Genomic DNA, 21,196 nt, shown 5'->3' with positions numbered 1-21,196 from the left:
GTTGAGTCTTGTCTTCAGGTATGATATGAACTCGTTGAAGCGGTTAAGGGTTGTGGCATCGACATCTGTTCCGTCCACGAAAACGAAAAGGCCTCCGCACATCCTGAAGCACTCGAAGAGATTCTCAGAAAGTGACTCCCCGATTCCGAACTCGGATGTGAACTCGTCGATTTCCAATGCGTACCTGAATGATTCGGGAAGTTCACGGTCCATCCTGATGTCTGAAATGCTCAGGATGTCCTCTTCATCATATGAGCAGTCAAGAAGCTCGTTTATGAACTCAAGCTCATTTTCAGTTATTTTATTGTCTCCCAATCCGAGATAGCTGAACCACTTAAACAGATCATCGAAAACTACCTTTTCGAAATCTATTTCCTTAATCGGGCGGTAAAATCCCTTCAGGCTATCTATCGTGTTTATCAAAAACAATGCGCTTTTGAAATAGTCCTTGACAAAGTCAATCCCGTGCTTGTCAACCTGCCCTCCGCAATTCGGACAGGAGGTGTTGGCATTGTCTACAACGCTCTTGCAATCCCTACAAATAGTCCACTCAATCATATGAATACCCGAAACTTTACTTATATAATATTATTAACTTGTTACATTAATATAATTTTGTCTTGTCCCGAATCAATTTTTCATGGAGAGAGCGACATTTACCTAAATAATTCCATCATCAACTTGGAAATGTCTGTTTCATCAACCTTTTCTTCAAGCATTGATTCGATGACATCAGTCAATGGGATGCCGGTTATATTCACAATGAGATTCAGTTTCTTAAGAAGCTCCCCTTCGAGTGTGAGGGTTACCTGCTTTGGAATGTCATCCAGGGTATAGCAGGAGCTGTCTTTTCTTGCTGCAAGCTCAAGCTGAAAATCAATGACCTCATTTTTAAGCTTATCATCAAAAATCACGTCCTTAAACTCTGTGACTAGCTCATCAAACTGCAGGGATCTTCTAAGCAAATCGGCCTTGATGAGTTTCAGGTTATCCCTTTCATCATCAGATTGGGCATCGAATTTGCCGATGGACTTCAAAGCCAGCTTTCTCATTTCGACTGCAAGGCCGTCATTGGCATCATCGCATTTCCATGCGCAGTGCAGAAGTGAGAAAAATTGGGACCTGCAATCCCCATTGGCTTTTGATATTAAAGAATGCCTGAAAAATCTCTTGGCCAGATCTGATTTGAACTCATATCCTTCGCAGCTTAGATATTCATCGCTTTTCACAAAATCAGCAGAGACATTAGGTTCATTTTCAATGTCGACAGCAACATATCCGCAGTGCGGGCATTCCTGAAGCCATGCAAACATGCTACTTCTTTTCATTTCGGATGGTCTTAAGTCCAAATCAGGATATCCTCCAGTACTGGTACTTCCCAATACTGGTTGCGGTGAGGTTTTAGTGCAAACTGCACATTTTTTATCAAAATTTCTAATAGTGGTCATACACTAACAATGCTTTCAGGCAATATATAAAGTTTATGAAAAAAGAATTATTTAACGCATTGCTCTTTAGCTATCTGATTGGGCATCATCACATCTTCATCAATTGCAGTTAAAGCCATTACACTATAAGATGACCTCATAACTAAATCATCAAATGATTTAACCATTAAATTTAAGTTTAAGGAATTTCTGGAAAAAATAACTGCATATCCGTATGAAGCAATCGATGATGACTGTGTTGTGGCTTTCACAGGAAGTTATGAAAAACTAGCTACAGAAAAGCAACCTAAAAGAGTTAATGTGGATAAGTATTCGGCATAAAAAATAAATTAAATTTGGATAATAATTTATTTATTCTCTTATTTACAGATTGTAATATGATAAATTAAAAAAAGGAGGATTTGGATTTTATGAATGACATAATATTTAAAGACTGTGACTTCCGTTATCTTGATGATAACGATGAATTATGCTGTAAAAACAAAGAAGGTACTGAAATTGGTTGCGATAACTGTCAGGAAAATATTCATTTAAACTGCGATAATTTCAATGCAAAAAAAGATTTCTGCTTAAAATTCTTTAGAGATAACATAAGTGAGTTAAAAGAATGTCAAGAAAAAACTGTATTTAATGACAGTGACTTAAGCCGTAAATGGTCAAATTAACTTTAATATAGAAAAGTAGCAACAAAGAGTTAATGAGGATAAATGGTATTCCACTTAATATCTATTAACTCTCTTTTTTTCGTAATCTTCACAAAAACCTCCAAGACGATGTCTTAAATCACAGGACCGAAAACAATTACCAGTGGCCTCAGCAACTAGCTCTCCGTCATCATCCCAATATTCTTCTCGGTAATGTATGCATTTGTTATCACAATATCCGCCAGATTGACTGCGGGAGGGTTCTTCATCAACAGAGTCACTTCTTTTACTAGCTTCAGCTCTTTTTCTATATTCCTCTTGTCTTTTTAACACATTTTCTATTTCTATTTTTTTAGCTAATTTTTTTTCCAATTCTATGTTTGTTTGGCTCCTAATCTCTTCTAGGCTTATATTTTCTTTTTTACTGGAGTAAATATTATTTTGCACATTCTCCTTAATAGCCAACAATTCTTCTTGAGAAACATAGTATTTTTCTATTTTTGGTTTAATTTCCTCTGATTCAAATAACTTTTCAACTTCCCTTCCAATTGCTCTTTCAATCCCTACTTTATATCTGTATTCCGATAGCAATTCCTTTAATCTTCTTTGTACATCATTACTTTTAATTTTACTGGAGGATATTTCATTTTCCAATTGCGCAATGATTTCATTTCCATCTTCAGGTGACAGATCGTTCCTATGTAACTCATTTGAAAAAGCATCACTGGATTTTATTGCTTGAAGTATTTTTTTAGCTTCCAACTCTTCATAAATGGTACTTTTTAAGTAAGCAGATGAATAATGCACCTTTACTTTAGCGCCACAGTTCCTGCAAAAAATATCAGCATCATTTAATTTAAACCCACACTTAATACAAAAATTAGCCATATCCTACACTTCTTAAATACTTTTTCTTGAACCTCTCCTGCTTTAAAGAAGCCGGAGAATTCTTGCACAATAATGTTAAATAAAATTAGTCTAAAAAAATATTTATATCTTTTGAAAAATATCTTCAGAATATTTTACCAACCAAAATCAATTTTATTGAGTGAAAAATTAAAAAAAGTGCAAGTGCATTATGCACTTGCCGAACAGCAATTTTAATGCTATTTATAGCAATCTGACCTCAACCTTGCTGATGTCAACATCGTTTGCTACAGGATACTTATGCAATGTTGAGTCCTCTTCGCCGTCATCCCAGTTGCTCCATTTCCAGCCGGTGCCGTCATCGAAGTATGCCCTAGACTGATATGAGCTCCTGTCCATGAGCTGGCCGTTCTTATATAATGAAACCTCAAATCCTCCGACTGAAGTTCCTCTCCACTTTTGCGCTTTAAGCGTGTAATCGCCGACTGTCTTGGTGACTTCCCTGTCGAATTCTGTCAGCTCTAGAGATATGGTGTCCGGGGTTTCATCAACGCTTTCGGATTCCGTCCGGTTGGTTTGAGAGCCCGTGCTGTCATCGCTTCCCTGCTTCAAGATCAGCATTCCCAAGACCAATGCCAGAATGATGATTATCAAAACCAGGATTGTTATTATGTGTTTCTGCTTCATTTAAATCCTCTCAAATCCATAAATTATCAGTTTTTCATGCTCCATCTATCTAAGTGCGGTAACATCCCGCCGCAGGGTCATATGCGCAGGATCGTATTCGGGATATATCGAACCGTCTGAAGCGCAGTTGCTTGTGTTCGTTGCAGTCTAGGTCTACTTCTCGTTTACCTTGAAGATTGCCTCAGCGGAGCTTGATTCATACTTGCCGTTTCCATCGAATTTTACCTCAACGTCATAGTCTCCTACTTTCACCAGCGTGAGCTTTACCTTTCCATCGGAATCCGTGGTCCCATTTATGTTGGTTCTTGTCCCATCATCCTGGTCCTTGAGCCTTATGCTGACATTCTGGTCGGCTATCGGATTTCCATTGCTGTCAGTGAGGTTGACAGTAAGTGAATCGCCGGAAAAAATAGTCTCGTTTGAAACTTCAATGATTGTTTTTTCCTTAGAAAGAAACATCGCCGCAAAGCATATTGCGATGATTGCGATTATCACGCATAAAATCAAAATAATCTTTCGATTGTCCATAATATTACCTCCAGTATTAGTTTAATATTTCATCATCATAATCTTTTCCATTACATCTCCTTAAATAAGGAAATGATGAAGACATGAATGTCTTCAATGTTTACCTAATTCTATAATTTGCAGTCAAATATTCCCAATTACCCGTATTTTCACCATCGAGTCCAACGAACTGCACTTGAGGATAATTTACATATTTTCCACCGTTAATTGCGCAATATGTAGTCACGACAGCATACACTGGAAGTTTCTTGTATTTATACCCGCTTATGACTTTTTTTGTAGATGTGTATTTGACTTTCTTTTTCAGCTTTGCATAGGATTCATATCCATCACTATAATCCACATCATACCAACCGTATAATTCCCAGCCCTGATTATAATAACTGGTCAAATCATAGGAATATGAATCATAATAGTTATTGCCATAAAAGGATTCGTAAGATAAAACTTTTTTGTACTCCCACTTATATTTGGTTTCCTTGACAGTTTTGTAAATCGGTTTTTTGGATTTGCAGTATTTGCCTGTGTTTACCTTAAAATCGGCATATGTGTCCAGATACCCATCATTTTCATGGTCGATGACATATTGGATCTTATCATATTGGCTTTTAGTAACGGTGAACTTATATTTTCCGAAAGTGTATGTATGCCATTTTTTAGCATCCTTAACTATTATCTGTGATGAAGCTGACTTGGAATTGTAGTTTTCGGAAGAAAAGGAAGCCTGGTAGGTGTAGGTCTTTACTTTCGATAGCTTGATTTTAACTGATGCAACCCCCTCATTTACTTTGGAGGAATATGTCTTTCCATTGACCTTGAACTTAACTGTTCCCTCATCAACTACAATATTACGCCCATCAGTAACCTTCGCTTTTAATGTCAAATACTGATTACTGGGAGCGGTTATCTTATTGACAAATAGCTTAACCTGTGCTTTAGCAATCTTTACATTAATGTCAACAGGTTCGGCAACATAATTCGGGTCATTCAAACTAATTGTGGCCTTATAGGAACCTGCCTGCTCATCAATATAAAAAGAGCATTTTCCATTGCGATTTGTGTAGTCACAATATTTATAGCCCCTGTCAAATTTCATGTCAACGCAAACATCCTCCAAGACATTACCGTCCAAATCCTTTACCTGAACATATAACCGCTTATTGGAATTATAAGTCGATTGGAAATCATCTGCAATAATTTGCGCCTGAATAGGATGAATTTCATCATTATTTAAAGTGTTTGAATCATCATTGATGTTTACAATATCATTTTCTTGTGGCTCATCAAGTGCTGTGATATTTTCATTAGCCGAAACTGCTGAAACACTTATCAAAACAAGAAAAAGCAAACTAATGATGAAAAATTTCTTTTTTGAATACATTTACTGCCTCCACAATTTTTTATCTATAATACAAATTGTGTGTAAGTTAGTATTTATTGGTTTCTATTTTAATGCAAAACATGATTCGCAAAAATCATCAGCATCAGCCAATTGCATCAAAAGCATTGAAAAAAAAAGCCAGAATGCAATGCAAGTCTATTATCTTGTAAAATCAGACAAATTTTTTATTTGCATTAACCTTATATCATTCAAAGTCAAATAGATTAATTGATGGCGAAAAATGGATGGTGACTAATATGGATATGGAAAAAATTATCATGTTTCTAATGGTGTTTTTGCTGTTTGCGCCTGCAGCATATTCCGATGAAAGTTTAGATATTCCCCTTGGCGATGCCCGCTGGATAGTGGCAAGCTTCGATAACTGCACTCAAATAAGCCAGGAGACAATCGGCCCTGGAAGCGTCACCACCATTCACAACACCACGTTTCACTGGCAAAACGCTTCAAAAATCACATATGTAAATGATGAAGGAAAACAGGATTACGTCATCGTCTGGCAATCCGACATGAATGACGAATATATGTTTTTATCTGAGCTTCATTACTTGACCAATCACTATTCTGATTATGCCGACGACAACAGCGTCGTTTATTTGGAGGCAGATGATGAGATGGCCTACGGAATAATTGTCGATACCCAAAACATAAGCTATAGCGAAGAGGAACTTGTCCATCAAATCCTGGGAAAATACGATTATGAACTGACGAACTCAGGCTACCACTACAATCCTCCGATTGATGTTCATGATGCATCATCGCCAGAAGTCCCCTACACAAGCCCAGAAAGCGACCAATGGCATATGGCAACAAATGACCCCGACTGGTATTACGACCACTACGATTACGGGGACAACGGATACATAGATGACTACCTGGATGAATATTACTACTGGTGATATCTGCAATTCATGAAAAAAATAATCTTAATAGAAATAATCATTATTTTATAGATATCTGGCTATTTCACTTCCAGTTTGAGTTATAATGCACATTAACTTCATCACACACATCGAGAGAAATATGTAATCTGCACCCTATCTGTGGTGGTGCTGCAGGTCGGTCTGCTCTCCGACCCATTCCATATTGCTCGGATATCCGCAGCGATAGCAGCAGGCCCCATGGAAGTTTGTAGAGCCGCATGAAGGGCATCTTTCCACATCATCTTCGTCGCCACCTTCGTTATAGCAATACGGACATTCCCATTCATGTCCTTCACAGTCCAAGATAGAATCACAGCCCTCACATCTCCAAAGTCCATCATTTTCTATATAATCTCCGCAAAAAGGACACTCATAAAAGACATCGTCCTCATCAATCATCTCACCGCACATCGCATTCTATCATTTTATCACCTACTCGTAGAAATCCTGGCCAACATGGCCCAGCTTTTCGCATCATCAAAGTTCATGTTGTCATCATCGAACTCATCATCGTCATGGACACTTAATTCAATATTACTATTAATCCCATCACCGCCATTGCAATTATAATTACGGTCATCCACATTGAATCCTTATTATTATGTGTTTCTCTCCATGTTTTTTCACTATCCGCAGATAACATTCATCATTCCTATCTGTGGTTGTGCTGCAGGTCTGTCTGCTCTCCGACCCATGCCATATTGGTCGGATGTCCGCAGTCATAGCAGCAGCCCAGACGGTAGTTTGTAGATCCGCAAATAGGACATTTTTCCTTTTTATCCTTCCTGTCGTCCGCATCGCATTCGAATACAACTTCATTGGTTCTCTCATCAATAATCTTCAGCTTTCCATTCACCTTTATTACCTTTTGGTCGTTCAGTCCCATGGCTCATGCCTCCTTTCATGTGAAGCAGTCCATCTCAGTCCTGCTCTCCGACCCATCCCAGGTTGCTTGGATATCCGCACTCATAGCAATAGCCGTCTTCGTAGTCTGAAGAGCCACATGAAGGGCATGTTTGCTCATCATCATCTTCCTCTTCATCATCGCCCTGGTTACTGCAATACGGGCATATCCATTCATCACCCTCCCAGTCCAGGATGGAATCGCAGTTTTCACAACTCCAAAGTCCGTCATTGTCTATCTCCCTTCCGCAAAAGGGACACTCATAAAAGACATCGTCCTCATCAATCTCAAAGCCGCATACCTTGCATTCTATCATTTAATCACCTACTCGTAGAAATCCGGGTCAACATAGCCCAGCTCTTCGGCATCATCAAAGTTCAGGTTGTCGTCATCGAACTCATCGTCGTCATATACATCCCAGTCAGGGCTGTCTGAGAGGTCAGAACCGCACTCTCTGCACACCCTGTTTGAAGGGCTGTTTAGACATCCGCATACGTTGCATGTTATCATCTTTTATCACCTTAAATATTTGCAACTCGTCTTCATCAAACAAACTTTTTTTAAAGCTTATGATTTGCTACTGCCTATATTAATCTCCTTAATATATTTTAATCATCAAATTAAAACATTGCAAGATAAGCTTCACTTCAAGTTTTATTACTTTATTTACTCATGATTTTTGAGTTTCTAAATTTTTCATATTATTTTATGGATTGCAAGTACGACAAGGAGTATAACCCGCATCAAGGGCATCTTGCCTACTTGAAAATGTAATCTTATTTGCTTCTTTAATCTTTTTAACATGAGGACAAGACAGTTCATGGAATTTATCAGATTTTACACTACCAACATAAGTATGCCCCGAACTGCTGGGTTGAGAATCATCAGAAGAACTTGCGGTTGTATCCTGATTATCATCTACTTCATCTACATCATCATGATTGCTGTCAACTATTACTTGTCTAAAATTATTATCATCATAATCATTATTATCCCAGTGGATGCTGCTAAATACTAAACCACCCTCTAAAACAATGATAATAACTAATAGACCGATACAGATATACGATAACTTCTTATCCATTTCTAATCTCCTCAAATAAGAAATATTATGCGATTCATACCAATATTATTTTCTTGATTTAAGATAACATCATTAAACCAATATTTATATATAATTTTGTAATTCCTAGTTAATTACTTAATCTATTCAAATATAATAGTTATAATATAATTTATTATGTAAGAAGTTCATAAGTGATAGTATGGAATTATCAGATGAAATGTTAATAGAAATCAGCTATGTGAAAATCTCAAAGTATAGAACCGAAGCAATGAAATCTTTGGATGGGCAAGTAAAGATACCTTCTCAGATTGCAAAAGATACAGATATTAGAACAAATCATGTTTCAAAAGTTTTAAGTGAATTAAAAGAACATGAACTTGTTGAATGCATTAATCCAGAAGTAAGAAAAGGTAAATTGTACAGGTTAACTGATAAAGGAAATGAATTAGTTAAAAATTTAGAATAAACTAGTATATGGAAAAATAAAGCAATGAAATGAATTTAATTAATTTTAAAATATTATCCTAAAAAATTTAAAACGTTCATTGAAAGTATCAAAACATATACAAGATGGAGAAAGGGTAAAATTTACTTTAAATGAAACAATTTTTCTACGAAATAAATCTGTTGATAATTTTATTAATTTGATAGTTTCAGAAATTATTGGAATTAATATAATCTCAAAGACACACCACCAACTTCAACTGCAAAAACCTGTGTGACTTTCACTTGAAGTTTTAGTATAATTTTTAATCGAGTGATTGAATCAAAATGTAACTAAAAGATTAATCTGGAAAGTAAAAAGTATTCATAATTATTTGTTGAGGTCGAAAAAACTTATCACGACCAAATTTTCCTTATCTGACTTTTTCGACAAAAATCCCATTTATAACATCTTTATGAATATTATTAAGAACTGAAATCCGATTTCTCTTTTAAATAAGCCTGAAGCATCATATCTTCACAGTAAACATAACATCCTTTCATTCCACGGGTCATCAATGTCCTATAAGTGTTTTTGATTATCTCATCAGCCAACTGCAAAGCTTCCTCTGGATTTTCTTTATATCTCTTTTTAATTCCTTTAAGAGACTGGTCTGTTTTTGCACGTTGTGTAAAATCAGTTACAATATGTTCACCGTCAAATCGCATATCATTTCCAATTATTACGCCAACATAATCAAACTCAAGACCCTGCGAGGTATGGATACAACCTATTTCATTTATAGAATCCTCATCGATTGCCCATGTGTCTGAGTTTCCCAGATTCCAGCTCATAGAAAAGTCATCGATTACGATATCATGAACATCAGAATTGTTTTTTCCTTCCTTTATCCAGTTCCAGCAGTATCCTGCAAGCAATCTTGCATTATTATTAGCATTTTTCTCAAATATCAACTTTTTCAACTCAACTGGAGAATCAACAACTCTAAAATCATAGTCAAAGTCAAACCCGTCAAAGTTTGCGGTCTCTTCAATTTCAAGTACATCATTCAACCATGACAGATACCCATCGGATCCGTTGCATCTAAATTGAGATTCCAGTTTAATCTGTTCAACTTCGGCATCAAAATAACCTGCAAACTCGCGAATGGCTTCGATGCTTCCATAATCCTTTAGGCTAATCCTTTGATGTTTATCAATGAAAAACACACAAAATTTAGAAGCATTTATAATTTCTTTTACTTGATTTTCGCCCAAATTGGAAAATAAACCTGATTTTTCATTCAGACGATGAGCCTCATCGGCAACAATCGCATCGAATTCATTTGACTTGGACTGTGTAAATGAACCTGAACCTTTAAATAAGTTTTTTAAATAGCATAAAGAATGCCTTCCTCCCCTTAATTTTTCATAAAACACGTTTCTCGGAGCTGAATTTTTAGTGACATACACTGAAACCATATCATCGGCCATCAAGTCAACAAGCAGATTTATGGCTACAACAGATTTACCGGTTCCAGGGCCCCCTTCAACTATCAAAACCCGTTTTCTATCATCCAAATAGCTTTCACGAGCCATTTTAACAGCCAGTTCATAGGCAATCTTCTGCTCGTCAATCATGATGAATTCCCTGTTTCCATCAAGCATGCTTGAAAGCGTATCCTGAAGCTTTTTGGAAGGCCTGATTTTACCGTTGTCAATCCTGTATAAAATGTCTGAATTATCACCATACTTTACATATTTTTTAATGAATTCACGCAGTTTCAAGACATCCCTTTTGCCATATAACGGGGCTTTGTCATAATAAGGCCTATATATTTCATCTTTCAGAGGGTCATCGGAAGTGAAATCATAATTGTGCAGATATGCACATGGAAAAAGCCCGATTTCATCCTCTTCAACAGTCTGGTTGAAGTTTTTGATAAGGGATGCATATGACCAGACCTGATAGGAAGGATGGGTGGTCTCCCTTATGCCTCCTCCAAGATATGTCCTGACAACACCATCCTTGCCGTCAACCTTTTGGGCAGAATCCCATTGCTTTAGTTCAATTATAACAACTGAATCATCATGAAACTGGTTTAAACCAGTCAATATGAAATCAATTCTTTTTGAAGTGGTTGGAATTGTAAATTCAATAGCTACACCGCAATCCTGAGGAATTTCAGTGTCATTCAATACTTTATACATATATTCCATAGAGTTTTCCCAAGACCTTATCTGCGATTTGGCTGATCTGCCAATCTTTTCCTTGTAGACATCATATATCTCATCGGTGATTGAACCAACTAAAACTGAATCACAAAACTCACCTTTAGTGGCTTCATAAACAATCATATTTACAACTCCGTATACTTGGTTGCATTGCCTTTTGCTTTATCAATTGGGTATTTTATGGCATTTTTCTGCATTTTATTTTGAATAATTTCTTTAATATCAAAATCCATTGCATCTGCCATGTATATGCAATATATTAAAACATCTGCAAGTTCATCTGCAACTTCTGATGAATCATATTCCTTTCCCCATTGGAAATGCTCTAGAAGTTCAGCCGCTTCAATGGAAATTGATTTTGCAAGATTTTCAGGAGTGTGAAATTTTTTCCAGTCCCTTTCCTTTTGAAAATTAATAATTTCAGCTTTTAGTTCTTCCATAAATAAACCTTCTAAGTTAGATACAATATTATATCTTCTTAGCAATATTTACTTATTTCTAAAATAGATTTTTCGACTCTTTCAAAAACTTTGTTGATTTTCAAAATCCTTTTTTCTGTTGTCATTCCAAATTAGATCTCTGCGGTAGATTCGTTTTAAAACACCTCGTGTGGTCTTGAATATTCGTTTTCTGGATTTTGGCATTGTTTTTTGAAATGCATTTTCTATTTTGTTGCTTGTTCTTTCAATTCTTTTGTCTTTTAAGTGATAAATGAAGCTTTTATATCTTGGAGAGATTGATTTTCTAATTATTTCATAAATTGATGGATGAAATTCATCTTTACGAAAAATTAAAGACTGTAATTCTTTTTCAGCTTCATCATAATTATCTAAATCAAATAAATCTTTTATCATTATCAATTGTTGATGACATTCTTCAAATTCTTTCTCAGAAAGATGATATTTATCTTTAAAAACTTTTAATTGTTTATTTAAACTTTTTTTAGCATGAAAAATACATAATTGATGTTTAAAACCTAATTTTGTGATAATCTGAGGATATTTACTGTCCAAATCTGTCGTGATTACTTTTTTATTTTTATTTGCTGTTGATTCTTTTAAAAACTTCTCAACAGTCGTTTCATCTTCTGTATCATAAATTACATCGGCCACAATGCAATTAGAAATTGCATCTAATAGAGTATGACGATATTTCCATTCTCCATTGATTTTAATCCATTCAACATCAAAGACATAATAACCCGAACAACGACCTAAATCAAATTCTAAAATGTTTTCATTAACAAAAAGCCAATTTTCAATCGTTTGATGTGAAACACTAATTCCAAAAAATTTTTTGAATGATTTACAAACATTTTTTAGACTTCCCAAATAATCTGAAATTAAATGTTCAGATTCATTTTTCAATTCATTAGTAAAATTGCTATTTTTATCAACAAGACTTGTTAAATCAGTTTGAAAGGTTTTATCACAACGTTTACAAATATAACGCTGAACCTTCACCATAGTTTTTCCTATTTCTTTAAATACTAATATTCTATTGGTAAAACCATATTTTACAACATGACGAGTCCCACAATAGGGACATCTAGCAACACTCAATTTAAAATAAGGAACATCCTTTTTAAAACTCAAATCAAAAGATTTGAAAACTTCTTTGCAGGAATTAAATAATTTCACAAAACGAGAATCTGACAAGACGAATCCATCATCAAAATCACAAAATATATATTGTTTAACATCTAAAATACTATTTGGAGTAAATTTTTTTTGATTTGGCATGATAAAAACTTTTACTCCAACTCTTTATTAAATTTAACTATTTTTAAACAGAATTAAAAATTCAGAGATAACTTTCATCAGAAAATTTCAAATCAACAAAGTTTTTGAAAGAGCCGATTTTTCCTAATTATATCAAAGCCCTATTTTTTTTAAAAAAAAACAGCGAATTAACTTGAATATGATTTCATGTTATTGCAGAGGAATATTATAACAATCAATTAAGAGCTGGTTGTATCATCATATATCACTTAAATATCAGTTACTTATGTGGTTTCACTTACCTTTTTTACAATAATCTTTTGATTGCGATGCCCAATTAAATTTGTGGATGAAGTCCCATTATTAGTTGGTTATAACATTTCAATAAAAAGTTGCTTAGGTGTATATCAAAATGATGATTTCCATAGATGCAAAATAATATGGTTAAAATAAAAAAGAAATTAAAAACTTATCAATTATATTCTAAGCCATATTGAAACTTAATATTTGTAGTGGATTAATATAATGAAGTTTGTTGAATCTCATCAGCAGGTCAGGTTGTCAGTTTTCCACATTTCATATTCTTTCAAAAATTTCTTAACTTCAAATACATCTTTTATTTCATCATAATTTTCATCTATCCGTTCTTTAATTATTTCCATATCTGAAAAATGAGATGCATTTTTAATTTCAGATTCTAAAAACTGATCCATATCTGGATACATATATGATTTTAAAAAGTCCATCAATCCTTCTTTTGTAGAAATTAGATTATTAATTGCATTTTTAAATTCATTTTCTAATTTTAAGTTTGTTCCTAATTCGAACACAGTAAATAAATTGTTTATAACGTAATTTAAATGTTTTTTAAGCATTATTATATATTTGTCTTTTATGATATTTTCTAATTCAGTTATTTCAGTTTCAGTTAAAATCGCTTCATTTTTTAAACCAAGACCATTATTATGTTTTTTAACATGAATTAATAATTCAAAAAGGAAATTAAGGTTATCCATATTATAATATTCATTTTTTAAAATTTCAAATCTATTTTTTGAATTAATCTTAATAATTAATATTAAACAGATTTTTTTTAATATAAATCTACTATTATTAAAAATCTTTTCATTTAATTTTTTATCTAAAGAAAAAATTAATTTTAAGAAGAATTCAGGTTCTTTAATATTATCAAGTCTATTGTGTAATACTTCAAAGAAAGTATTTAGTTTATCTTCTTCATCTAATTTTTTAAATTCGTCCAATATTTCTTGTTTCTTTTTAGAATTTATATAAATTGTAATTAATGAAATTTCGTCTTCAGTAATTTTTTTAACAATAGGATTTAATTTAAAGTATGTTTTAAAATGATTTGGATGGCATATTAATAATTTTTCATCATATTCTGAAGAATAATCTGAAATGAATCGAATGTTATATATAAAACGCATTTTTGGAAACAATGTTTTTAAGATATGATTTAAATTATCATTATCTTCAACTATGTTTTCAAATTCTTGTTGTTCAGTTTTAGCAATTTCGAGGTTAGATGAGTATTCATTTTTTGAAATTGAATATTTAACAAGTAATGATTCATTATATTTGATTTTCTCATATATTTCAGGTTTAAAAATTTGAATTGCGGTTATTCCAATAAAATCTTCAAAATTCACTTCATTTTTTATTAATTCAATGTTAAATTCTAAAAGATTATTAAATCGTTTGATGTCCCGTATTGTTTTAAAAAAATAGAGTATTCCGTATCTTTTTTTGGTTTCATAATCCCATTTATCTAAAATCTTATTTAATCTATCTTCATCTAATTCAATCTCATGTTTTTCAGATAGTGTAGTCAAACCATCAATTAGTATATTTTTTAATTCTAAGTCTGTTGCTAATGGAACGTCTAATGCCATATTGATAATTTTTTCAATATATTTTTCACCATCAATATACTCATCGTCTAATGATTTTGCAATTATTTTTTTGTCAAATGAAAGAATGTAAATTATATTATTAAAATCAGCCATTATTTTAATTAATTTAAACATTTCATGAATCTCTGTAGTGCTTACTCTATCTAAATCATCAATAATACAAACAATTTTATAATCAAGAAGTTTGGTATTAATGTCATTTTTTAGTTTTTCTAATGATTTTTCTTTTGAATCATATTTAAATAAATCATTTAAAATATTAGCAATTGTATTGCTCTTTGAGGCAATTAAATGTATAAATGTTTTCTTAGCTAAATCAGATTTATTAATCTTAAGCCAATACTCTCTTATATTATTTCCTAAAGTAAAATTTTTTTCACTATAAAATTGTTTAATAAGCTCATCAAAGAATTGTTCTATTAATTGATTGTATGAGGAATAAATCCATGGATTGAACTTCATCACTTTAACATCACTATTTTCAAGAAATTTTTCGGTTAAATTTAATATTGATGTTTTACCTGAACCCCATTCTCCCATTAAACCTATTGTAATACTATCTTGATTGTATTTAAAGTAATTTTCAATATTCTTCGCCAAATATTCTGCATAATTATTTATATTTAATCCTTTTTTATCCTCTGTTACGCTTTCAATAGGCTTTTCGTTTGTAAATGTGAAATCAATTTTTTCACGGGGGTTGGGTTTATTCATATTGGTGATTTTATTAACAAATTCATATATATTTTCCTATGATTCTTAAAGAAGTGAAAATCATTAATTATCATTATTTGAATATATGTCTAATTTTAGAACCAATAATTTATTATAAATTTTATATAAATAATATAATAAATAACATAATAAATATATGTTTATGTAAAAATTAAAAATGATGGGAGAATTAAATGGGACTTACTGATTATATTAAAACCAGATTACTGAATAATCGTGTGGAACAGTACAACACTAAACGCAACTATTGGGAAGAGGATGAAAGACAGCCTAGAACTGATGGAACAAATACGGGTCTAGATCTTCCAGATGCACTTCCTCCTGTAATCAACAAGACAATAGCTAATGCGAAATATGCTGTTAAACTTGACTGTTATACTTTAGTCATCTTGAAAAACAGAATTGATAAAGCTAATGTTAATATTGTACTTTTAGATAAGGATAATAAGCTATCTCAAGAGCAGAAACTAACTTTAATTTTATGAGCCAGAAAAATTGACATCAGCCAGATTGTTAAAAATATTTTGCAGGACGGAATGGTTGATGGAGAAGACCTAATCAAACCTGTGCAACGCTGGGATAAAAGCATTGGCAAATAAATTAAACCTATATTTTTAGAAATAGAATCACACGGTTACAGACTGAAAAAAGAATTTAATGACGATTGGTGATGTTGATATGGAATTAATGGAAAAACTAGCTGAAAGAAGAATTAAAATTGAAGCTAGTAATGACGGTTCAACTCAAGGAGGTCGCAACCCTACAAACTCCGGTAATCTATGCCCAACTAGTATTGCCTAACGGCTTTTAAAGCTCATTGAGTATATATTTGTTTATTTCTGCATCAAAACGTGACACAATAAAAGTTCTATCTTACTCTTAAGCAATAGCATCCCGGATGTTTAATATTTGATTCGCGAGCCAATTCAGAATTCTCAGGGTCAATTATTATTAAAAGACCGCTCCAATTATCAGAAGTTGGATTTCCACATCGTTCACAATAATCATTATCTGAAATATATTTACAAACAGTACAAGCTTTCATTTTTAACCCTCTTAATTTTTTCCTTTAGGTTTTGAATATTACTTAATGTAACATTCAATTTAAACACTTGCTATTTTTTCTTTTTTACTTATTTAACATATTTATTTTCCTTTTTTAAAAATTTTATTCTATTCCCAATGATGCTTTTATATTTCTTTTTCTAAACTTCTTTTTAATATTATATTTTTTATTATAAATATTATATAAAATAGATAATAAAATATTACTCATGACACGTAGAAAAAATTACAAATCAATATTGTCATGGGCAATTTCAACCAAAGGAGCAGTATTCATCAAGCTATGATTATATCTTCTTGGATAATTTAGCAAGCAGTTCTTTCTCCAATCATTTCAGAAGTGATTTGAAAAACCTGAAGATTAAAACCTCAAACAATAAAGAATGTCAAGTATTATACATTCCAGATTAGGGGTCGCAAGGCGCAGCAATACTTGAAAGAGTTCCTGTTGGCCAGATTTCACAAACCACAAAGCTATTGCTGGACGTCCATGATACAGGAACAATATTCTCAAGTACTTTGTCAACTGGTAATGAAGTGTTAATGTTTGATGCAAATTCTGATACATACTCACAATTTTTCATGAACTACTCAGGTTTATCATCAAACAATGACTCAACAGATGGAAGCCATTTTCTTAGAGCTAGATTTGTTCCTAACCTTGAAGGAACTTCTCCAACTGATTGGTTTACCCCATTTTCCTCAGGTCAACCATTAACCAACAATCGTGTTGTTGTAGCCAGATTCAAATATATTAACAGAAATGTTTTTGTTAATGATAATGAAACATATCATGGTTCAACCATTGGAGGTATCATGATGCAAATTGATGGAACACTCTCACCTGATGAGTCTAATGTAAAAGCTACTGTCAACTATTGGAGTGGGGAAAAAGATTATTGTATGTTCACTAGTGCTAAGACTTTAGTATTAGCCAGTTTTGATGCTTACAATCAGGGAAGTGATGAAGAGGGAAACTGGAAACAATATCATTTTCATGATTGTGTGGGAACAGGAACATCTAATACATCAGATTATCTTGAAGAATTCAGCAGAAATAATCCAACTAAAATTTATCAATCCAATTATGCAGCGATTGAAGTCTCTCCAACATTGTCTGCTACAACGGACTTTGAATATTTCAATTATGTTGATTTAAAATGGTTAATAATATTTCCATCACCATTATTCGTAGCTAATGGAATTCCTCAAGTAACAGTAACCAAAAGAGATAAAACCAGCACTCGATTATATAAATGAAATCATGAATACAATAAAGCTTACAAAGGCTCAACGTTAATAGGGGACGCTAATGATGAAGATATGGATGATACTGGACTTCATATTCCATATAAAATAATTAACCATAATTTGGGGGGGTGTTTTAAAATGATTATAAATTATGATGTTAATTCAACAATTGGACATGGCCGTGGATATCCAACAGGCCTTGAACATATAGAGAAAATGGATGTAATAGCTTGCCTTTTAGATGAGGACGAAAGGACATACGTTAATGATGAACATACGGCTTGGATTTGTTCCAATCAATGTGCAATCGGCGATATGGTAACTTTAGATATGTCCTAAACTATGGAACATACAATTGTTAGAAAAGCTCAAGCAGGAGAATTGGCCTTTGGTTATCTTTTAGGTAAAGTCTAGGTTAAAACATCAGGATTAACATTAGTTGCTGTGGCCGTATTAGGAGATGTTTTCAGATTGAAACTCAAAAGACCAATAGCTGAAGACATATTGCCTAATACAAGAATCTACATTGACAATGACGGTGAATGCAATCCAGTTGAAGGTCATGGCTTAAGACGATTATCAATCGTTAATCTTCAAAATAATGAAGATACTGATTACATTAGAGTCTATAGGCAAATGTCTGAAGTGGAAATGTATCCTGAATCTCAGAACTGCATAGATTTTGGAGATTGTAATTTTGAACAAGATGAAATAACACATGTCGTTAATATGATTGTGCCTTCAGAGTCAAACATCATGGTACAGGCAACATATGATGCATTAAGTAGCTATGATAACGATACAATTTATTTTGTAAGAAGTTCATAAGGGATATCATGGAATTATCGGATGAAATGTTAACAGAAATTAGCTATGTGCAAATCTCAAAATATAGGGAAAAAGTGATGAAGTCTTTAGAATGTGATGTTAAAATACCTGCTGCAATAGCTAATGATTCTGGAATCAGAACAAATCATATTTCATAAGTATTAGCCGAACTGAAAGCACATGAGCTAGTTGAATGTATTAATCCCGAAGTTAGAAAAGGTAGATTGTATAGACTAACTGATAAAGGTGATGATGTAATAAAAAATTTAGAATAAATATTTACTTTGATAAAATTTAATTATTGAATATCACAGAAATCATCAATGAACTAACTTAATTCCGTGTTCTATTCAAATGTTTATTCACAAATTTATTAAAATAACCCGGATTGACTAAAAAACATTTTTTAAAAACATTAGCTAATTCTAATCTAAAAAAATGTTTTTCCAATCTATATTCATAAGAACCGGGAACCATAGATTCAACATCTCTATTCCAATTAGGAACATTTAAGTCACGGTTTACATTAGGCATGCTTAAACGCCTGATATGGTCTTTGACTTCATTGGGAGCAGTACATGTATACACAACAGTCCACAAATATTTCTCAGAATTATATAATAATTCAAAAATATCAAATTTTTCTCCATCTGTAATATTCTCATCATCACAATATTTTTCATAAATTACTGGTAAAGCTTCAAAGATTGTTTCAAATGATTTAATTCTAACACCATATTCCAAGTCGTCAGCATATTTATCATAGATTTGTTCTAATTTAATTTTATTTTTTTCATTAATTATTTTATCTTTATTTAATTTTTCATTTCTTCGATAAATAAGATCCAATAATTCTCTAAAAGCTTTTTTACCTTTTTTTACTTCAAATTTATCTCCTTTAAATTCTATAAAATGAATTATTAAATTCCCATTCTTATCTATTTTAGAAAATAATGCATCCGAAGTTTTAGGATTTTTTTTACCATCATTATAAAATAAGGTACAATTATCACATATCTCATCTAGACTATACATTGGAAAATCAGAATTCACTAGAATTCTGTCACCTTCATTATCTTTAGAAATTTCTGAAATAGGTTTGTGAAATTCTTCAAAACTTTCAATAAATAAAATGAATTTTTCTTCATCAGTTTTCATTTAGATCATCATCCACAGGACCAAATTCCAATTCCAATCTAATGTCATCTAACATGTCATAAGGTTCACCAAGATTCCTGTAAATAACATCAAGATTATCATGAGATATCGGGACAAAATTGAATTTGCCATTATTAGGTGTAGTTAAAAAAAATCGAGTATTCTCAATTAAACCATAATATGATGAATAAAGATCCAATGCTTCAATGAAAAATGGACTATGCGAATTAACATAAAGAGTTAAATTCAATTCTTTTGATAATTTTACTAAAAATTTAGCTAATTCAACTTGCCATATAGGATGTAAATTGACTTCAGGTTCATCTAAAATAAAGAAACTATCCTTATCTATTGCACGATGAGATAATAATATTTGAATAATGCCCAATTGTTTAATACCTGAAGCAGTATTTTTCATAACAGAAATTTTTTCATATTTTGATTTGAATACTAATTTCTTACCATCAAAAATGAATTTACCGCCCATAAGTTCAATAATTGATTCTTCCAACTCTCTAAGTTTAGGATTATCTTCTTTATCATAAACATCAGTAGATTTATCTGATTCTGGACTTAAACTTTTAGCTAAAGAAGAAGCATGGTCGGTATTTTGCAATCCTTCTTTTTGTGGTAAATCAATTATGGAAAAAGAATCCATATAATAAACTTCTTTAACACGGAACCATCCAACAGGATTAGATAGAACACTACCAATATCAAAATTAAAATCTTTATTCAAATCAACAACATATTTAAATTCAGAATCATTATACTCTCCAGTGAACGTGAAACATCCTTCATTTAAATGGCCCAAATCTAAACTTAATTCTCGTTTTAAAAGAGTTTCCATTACTGAAAAATATATTTCCTCAGGTTTAGTTTCGGCTTTTTCAATGTAATTATCAATTTTATCGATTTGATCTTCAATATCCATTTTAAGAATATTTTTAGAAACCAACTTATCATATTTTCTTTTAACTTCATCAAAAACTTCTTTTGCTTCATCAAATTCATCTGCACTAACTATTTTTTCTAATAAAGCGAATGCATCTTCTTTAAGTTGGGTTTGTTCTTCAGTATCCTCCATGGATATGCGATTACTACGAGAGTAATCATTTAAATCAAAAACTAACTCTGCAATTTTTTTCATGATACTCTTATATGCTACGTCTTTATTTTTTGAAGAATTAGCTCTTAAAATAGAATACAAAAATTTAGTTGCTGTGGATTTACCGGTAGAATTTTGGCCACCAATAATATTTATCTGGGCAAGATTCATATCTGCTTTCCCGATAGGCCCAACATTTTCCAATTTTACATTTAAATTTGATAACATGGAATCCCCTTATTTTAATAAAAATCGTATAAACTAAAATAAAT

General features: G+C 32.3%; 27 protein-coding genes and 1 pseudogene. 9 read left to right on the top strand and 19 right to left on the bottom strand.

Going from position 1 to position 21,196, the window contains the following annotated elements; genetic code table 11:
- Positions 1 to 656 precede the first annotated feature (656 nt).
- The gene (locus tag IJE64_RS01375) at positions 657 to 1,448 is read right to left on the bottom strand and encodes a hypothetical protein (protein WP_292780943.1); all 792 of its coding nucleotides are present in this window, start codon (positions 1,446 to 1,448) and stop codon (positions 657 to 659) included.
- Between the two features lie 47 nt (positions 1,449 to 1,495).
- Entirely contained in the window at positions 1,496 to 1,699 is a 204-nt protein-coding gene (locus IJE64_RS01370; RefSeq protein WP_292780940.1) for a hypothetical protein, read from the bottom strand.
- 159 nt (positions 1,700 to 1,858) lie between these two features.
- On the opposite strand from IJE64_RS01370, the gene IJE64_RS01365 reads away from it, so the two are divergent.
- Complete coding sequence (locus IJE64_RS01365) at positions 1,859 to 2,113, top strand: hypothetical protein (protein WP_292780937.1); 255 nt, start codon at positions 1,859 to 1,861, stop codon at positions 2,111 to 2,113.
- 54 nt (positions 2,114 to 2,167) lie between these two features.
- Here IJE64_RS01365 and IJE64_RS01360 read toward each other — a convergent pair whose 3' ends face one another.
- The 4 genes from IJE64_RS01360 to IJE64_RS01345 all read right to left on the bottom strand — a co-directional run bounded on the left by IJE64_RS01360 (position 2,168) and on the right by IJE64_RS01345 (position 5,555).
- Complete coding sequence (locus IJE64_RS01360) at positions 2,168 to 2,980, bottom strand: zinc ribbon domain-containing protein (RefSeq protein ID WP_292780934.1); 813 nt, start codon at positions 2,978 to 2,980, stop codon at positions 2,168 to 2,170.
- Positions 2,981 to 3,202: 222 nt separating this feature from the next.
- The gene (locus IJE64_RS01355) at positions 3,203 to 3,646 is read right to left on the bottom strand and encodes a hypothetical protein (protein ID WP_292780931.1); all 444 of its coding nucleotides are present in this window, start codon (positions 3,644 to 3,646) and stop codon (positions 3,203 to 3,205) included.
- Between the two features lie 153 nt (positions 3,647 to 3,799).
- The gene (locus IJE64_RS01350) at positions 3,800 to 4,174 is read right to left on the bottom strand and encodes a carboxypeptidase-like regulatory domain-containing protein (protein ID WP_292780928.1); all 375 of its coding nucleotides are present in this window, start codon (positions 4,172 to 4,174) and stop codon (positions 3,800 to 3,802) included.
- A gap of 100 nt (positions 4,175 to 4,274) precedes the next feature.
- Positions 4,275 to 5,555 (bottom strand): Ig-like domain-containing protein, encoded by a 1,281-nt coding sequence (locus IJE64_RS01345; protein WP_292780926.1) that lies wholly within the window; start codon positions 5,553 to 5,555, stop codon positions 4,275 to 4,277.
- Between the two features lie 245 nt (positions 5,556 to 5,800).
- Here IJE64_RS01345 and IJE64_RS01340 point away from each other — a divergent pair, with 245 nt between their 5' ends.
- The gene (locus IJE64_RS01340; protein ID WP_292780923.1) at positions 5,801 to 6,472 is read left to right on the top strand and encodes a hypothetical protein; all 672 of its coding nucleotides are present in this window, start codon (positions 5,801 to 5,803) and stop codon (positions 6,470 to 6,472) included.
- Between the two features lie 138 nt (positions 6,473 to 6,610).
- Here the strand turns inward: IJE64_RS01340 and IJE64_RS01335 are convergent, their stop codons facing one another.
- The 6 genes from IJE64_RS01335 to IJE64_RS01310 form a co-directional block, all read right to left on the bottom strand.
- The gene (locus IJE64_RS01335; RefSeq protein WP_292780920.1) at positions 6,611 to 6,895 is read right to left on the bottom strand and encodes a hypothetical protein; all 285 of its coding nucleotides are present in this window, start codon (positions 6,893 to 6,895) and stop codon (positions 6,611 to 6,613) included.
- 29 nt (positions 6,896 to 6,924) lie between these two features.
- Positions 6,925 to 7,080 (bottom strand): hypothetical protein, encoded by a 156-nt coding sequence (locus IJE64_RS01330; protein WP_292780917.1) that lies wholly within the window; start codon positions 7,078 to 7,080, stop codon positions 6,925 to 6,927.
- Between the two features lie 68 nt (positions 7,081 to 7,148).
- Positions 7,149 to 7,382, bottom strand: a complete 234-nt coding sequence (locus IJE64_RS01325) for a hypothetical protein (RefSeq protein WP_292780914.1) — start codon at positions 7,380 to 7,382, stop codon at positions 7,149 to 7,151.
- A gap of 34 nt (positions 7,383 to 7,416) precedes the next feature.
- Positions 7,417 to 7,716 carry a hypothetical protein gene (locus tag IJE64_RS01320; protein ID WP_292780911.1) on the bottom strand — a complete coding sequence of 100 codons (300 nt, stop codon included), beginning with the start codon at positions 7,714 to 7,716 and terminating at the stop codon, positions 7,417 to 7,419.
- An 8-nt stretch (positions 7,717 to 7,724) separates the two neighbouring features.
- Positions 7,725 to 7,910 carry a hypothetical protein gene (locus IJE64_RS01315; protein ID WP_292780908.1) on the bottom strand — a complete coding sequence of 62 codons (186 nt, stop codon included), beginning with the start codon at positions 7,908 to 7,910 and terminating at the stop codon, positions 7,725 to 7,727.
- 196 nt (positions 7,911 to 8,106) lie between these two features.
- Entirely contained in the window at positions 8,107 to 8,484 is a 378-nt protein-coding gene (locus IJE64_RS01310; protein ID WP_292780905.1) for an Ada metal-binding domain-containing protein, read from the bottom strand.
- A 181-nt stretch (positions 8,485 to 8,665) separates the two neighbouring features.
- Between IJE64_RS01310 and IJE64_RS01305 the strand changes: the two genes are divergently transcribed.
- A complete protein-coding gene (locus tag IJE64_RS01305; RefSeq protein ID WP_292780902.1) occupies positions 8,666 to 8,932 on the top strand; it encodes a winged helix-turn-helix domain-containing protein in 267 nt (88 codons plus the stop codon).
- Positions 8,933 to 9,375: 443 nt separating this feature from the next.
- Here the strand turns inward: IJE64_RS01305 and IJE64_RS01300 are convergent, their stop codons facing one another.
- From IJE64_RS01300 to IJE64_RS01285, 4 genes are all read right to left on the bottom strand, one after another.
- Entirely contained in the window at positions 9,376 to 11,247 is a 1,872-nt protein-coding gene (locus IJE64_RS01300) for a DUF2075 domain-containing protein (RefSeq protein WP_292780899.1), read from the bottom strand.
- A 2-nt stretch (positions 11,248 to 11,249) separates the two neighbouring features.
- Positions 11,250 to 11,564, bottom strand: a complete 315-nt coding sequence (locus IJE64_RS01295; RefSeq protein WP_292780897.1) for a nucleotide pyrophosphohydrolase — start codon at positions 11,562 to 11,564, stop codon at positions 11,250 to 11,252.
- Between the two features lie 81 nt (positions 11,565 to 11,645).
- Positions 11,646 to 12,866, bottom strand: coding sequence for a hypothetical protein (locus IJE64_RS01290; protein WP_292780894.1), 1,221 nt, complete (start codon positions 12,864 to 12,866; stop codon positions 11,646 to 11,648).
- Positions 12,867 to 13,390: 524 nt separating this feature from the next.
- Positions 13,391 to 15,493 (bottom strand): P-loop NTPase fold protein, encoded by a 2,103-nt coding sequence (locus tag IJE64_RS01285; protein ID WP_292780891.1) that lies wholly within the window; start codon positions 15,491 to 15,493, stop codon positions 13,391 to 13,393.
- A gap of 194 nt (positions 15,494 to 15,687) precedes the next feature.
- On the opposite strand from IJE64_RS01285, the gene IJE64_RS01280 reads away from it, so the two are divergent.
- The gene (locus tag IJE64_RS01280; protein ID WP_292780888.1) at positions 15,688 to 15,999 is read left to right on the top strand and encodes a hypothetical protein; all 312 of its coding nucleotides are present in this window, start codon (positions 15,688 to 15,690) and stop codon (positions 15,997 to 15,999) included.
- 172 nt (positions 16,000 to 16,171) lie between these two features.
- On the top strand, positions 16,172 to 16,315 hold the full coding sequence (locus IJE64_RS01275) for a hypothetical protein (RefSeq protein ID WP_292780885.1): 144 nt from the start codon (positions 16,172 to 16,174) through the stop codon (positions 16,313 to 16,315).
- 67 nt (positions 16,316 to 16,382) lie between these two features.
- Here the strand turns inward: IJE64_RS01275 and spt4 are convergent, their stop codons facing one another.
- Complete coding sequence (gene spt4 / locus IJE64_RS01270; RefSeq protein ID WP_292780883.1) at positions 16,383 to 16,559, bottom strand: transcription elongation factor subunit Spt4; 177 nt, start codon at positions 16,557 to 16,559, stop codon at positions 16,383 to 16,385.
- A 497-nt stretch (positions 16,560 to 17,056) separates the two neighbouring features.
- Here spt4 and IJE64_RS01265 point away from each other — a divergent pair, with 497 nt between their 5' ends.
- The 4 genes and pseudogenes from IJE64_RS01265 (at position 17,057) to IJE64_RS01250 (ending at position 18,933) form a co-directional block, all read left to right on the top strand.
- Positions 17,057 to 17,839, top strand: coding sequence for a hypothetical protein (locus tag IJE64_RS01265; RefSeq protein WP_292780880.1), 783 nt, complete (start codon positions 17,057 to 17,059; stop codon positions 17,837 to 17,839).
- Positions 17,840 to 17,968: 129 nt separating this feature from the next.
- Positions 17,969 to 18,169, top strand: a complete 201-nt coding sequence (locus IJE64_RS01260) for a hypothetical protein (RefSeq protein ID WP_292780876.1) — start codon at positions 17,969 to 17,971, stop codon at positions 18,167 to 18,169.
- 105 nt (positions 18,170 to 18,274) lie between these two features.
- Positions 18,275 to 18,658 carry a hypothetical protein gene (locus tag IJE64_RS01255; protein WP_292780873.1) on the top strand — a complete coding sequence of 128 codons (384 nt, stop codon included), beginning with the start codon at positions 18,275 to 18,277 and terminating at the stop codon, positions 18,656 to 18,658.
- 5 nt (positions 18,659 to 18,663) lie between these two features.
- Positions 18,664 to 18,933, top strand: a pseudogene (locus IJE64_RS01250) (transcriptional regulator).
- Between the two features lie 58 nt (positions 18,934 to 18,991).
- On the opposite strand, the gene IJE64_RS01245 reads toward IJE64_RS01250, so the two are convergent.
- Both IJE64_RS01245 and IJE64_RS01240 read right to left on the bottom strand, forming a co-directional pair.
- Positions 18,992 to 19,816 carry a hypothetical protein gene (locus IJE64_RS01245; protein WP_292780870.1) on the bottom strand — a complete coding sequence of 275 codons (825 nt, stop codon included), beginning with the start codon at positions 19,814 to 19,816 and terminating at the stop codon, positions 18,992 to 18,994.
- Complete coding sequence (locus IJE64_RS01240) at positions 19,806 to 21,152, bottom strand: AAA family ATPase (protein WP_292780865.1); 1,347 nt, start codon at positions 21,150 to 21,152, stop codon at positions 19,806 to 19,808. Before IJE64_RS01240 ends, IJE64_RS01245 begins: the two co-directional genes overlap by 11 nt.
- Between the last annotated feature and the right edge of the window lie 44 nt (positions 21,153 to 21,196).

It is taken from the genome of Methanobrevibacter sp., assembly GCF_017409525.1.
GTDB lineage: Archaea > Methanobacteriota > Methanobacteria > Methanobacteriales > Methanobacteriaceae > Methanocatella.
The sequence above is the reverse complement of the archived record's forward strand: the minus strand, read 5'-3'. Positions and strand labels throughout refer to the sequence as shown.

Coding starts and splice junctions, on each gene's coding strand:
- IJE64_RS01375 (WP_292780943.1), bottom strand. CDS start 1,448: ATGACCACTATTAGAAATTTTGATAAAAAATGTGCAGTTTGCACTAAA.
- IJE64_RS01365 (WP_292780937.1), top strand. CDS start 1,859: ATGAATGACATAATATTTAAAGACTGTGACTTCCGTTATCTTGATGAT.
- IJE64_RS01360 (WP_292780934.1), bottom strand. CDS start 2,980: ATGGCTAATTTTTGTATTAAGTGTGGGTTTAAATTAAATGATGCTGAT.
- IJE64_RS01355 (WP_292780931.1), bottom strand. CDS start 3,646: ATGAAGCAGAAACACATAATAACAATCCTGGTTTTGATAATCATCATT.
- IJE64_RS01350 (WP_292780928.1), bottom strand. CDS start 4,174: ATGGACAATCGAAAGATTATTTTGATTTTATGCGTGATAATCGCAATC.
- IJE64_RS01345 (WP_292780926.1), bottom strand. CDS start 5,555: ATGTATTCAAAAAAGAAATTTTTCATCATTAGTTTGCTTTTTCTTGTT.
- IJE64_RS01340 (WP_292780923.1), top strand. CDS start 5,801: ATGGTGACTAATATGGATATGGAAAAAATTATCATGTTTCTAATGGTG.
- IJE64_RS01335 (WP_292780920.1), bottom strand. CDS start 6,895: ATGATTGATGAGGACGATGTCTTTTATGAGTGTCCTTTTTGCGGAGAT.
- IJE64_RS01325 (WP_292780914.1), bottom strand. CDS start 7,382: ATGGGACTGAACGACCAAAAGGTAATAAAGGTGAATGGAAAGCTGAAG.
- IJE64_RS01320 (WP_292780911.1), bottom strand. CDS start 7,716: ATGATAGAATGCAAGGTATGCGGCTTTGAGATTGATGAGGACGATGTC.
- IJE64_RS01315 (WP_292780908.1), bottom strand. CDS start 7,910: ATGATAACATGCAACGTATGCGGATGTCTAAACAGCCCTTCAAACAGG.
- IJE64_RS01310 (WP_292780905.1), bottom strand. CDS start 8,484: ATGGATAAGAAGTTATCGTATATCTGTATCGGTCTATTAGTTATTATC.
- IJE64_RS01305 (WP_292780902.1), top strand. CDS start 8,666: ATGGAATTATCAGATGAAATGTTAATAGAAATCAGCTATGTGAAAATC.
- IJE64_RS01300 (WP_292780899.1), bottom strand. CDS start 11,247: ATGATTGTTTATGAAGCCACTAAAGGTGAGTTTTGTGATTCAGTTTTA.
- IJE64_RS01295 (WP_292780897.1), bottom strand. CDS start 11,564: ATGGAAGAACTAAAAGCTGAAATTATTAATTTTCAAAAGGAAAGGGAC.
- IJE64_RS01290 (WP_292780894.1), bottom strand. CDS start 12,866: ATGCCAAATCAAAAAAAATTTACTCCAAATAGTATTTTAGATGTTAAA.
- IJE64_RS01285 (WP_292780891.1), bottom strand. CDS start 15,493: ATGAATAAACCCAACCCCCGTGAAAAAATTGATTTCACATTTACAAAC.
- IJE64_RS01280 (WP_292780888.1), top strand. CDS start 15,688: ATGGGACTTACTGATTATATTAAAACCAGATTACTGAATAATCGTGTG.
- IJE64_RS01275 (WP_292780885.1), top strand. CDS start 16,172: ATGACGATTGGTGATGTTGATATGGAATTAATGGAAAAACTAGCTGAA.
- spt4 (WP_292780883.1), bottom strand. CDS start 16,559: ATGAAAGCTTGTACTGTTTGTAAATATATTTCAGATAATGATTATTGT.
- IJE64_RS01260 (WP_292780876.1), top strand. CDS start 17,969: ATGATTATAAATTATGATGTTAATTCAACAATTGGACATGGCCGTGGA.
- IJE64_RS01245 (WP_292780870.1), bottom strand. CDS start 19,816: ATGAAAACTGATGAAGAAAAATTCATTTTATTTATTGAAAGTTTTGAA.
- IJE64_RS01240 (WP_292780865.1), bottom strand. CDS start 21,152: ATGTTATCAAATTTAAATGTAAAATTGGAAAATGTTGGGCCTATCGGG.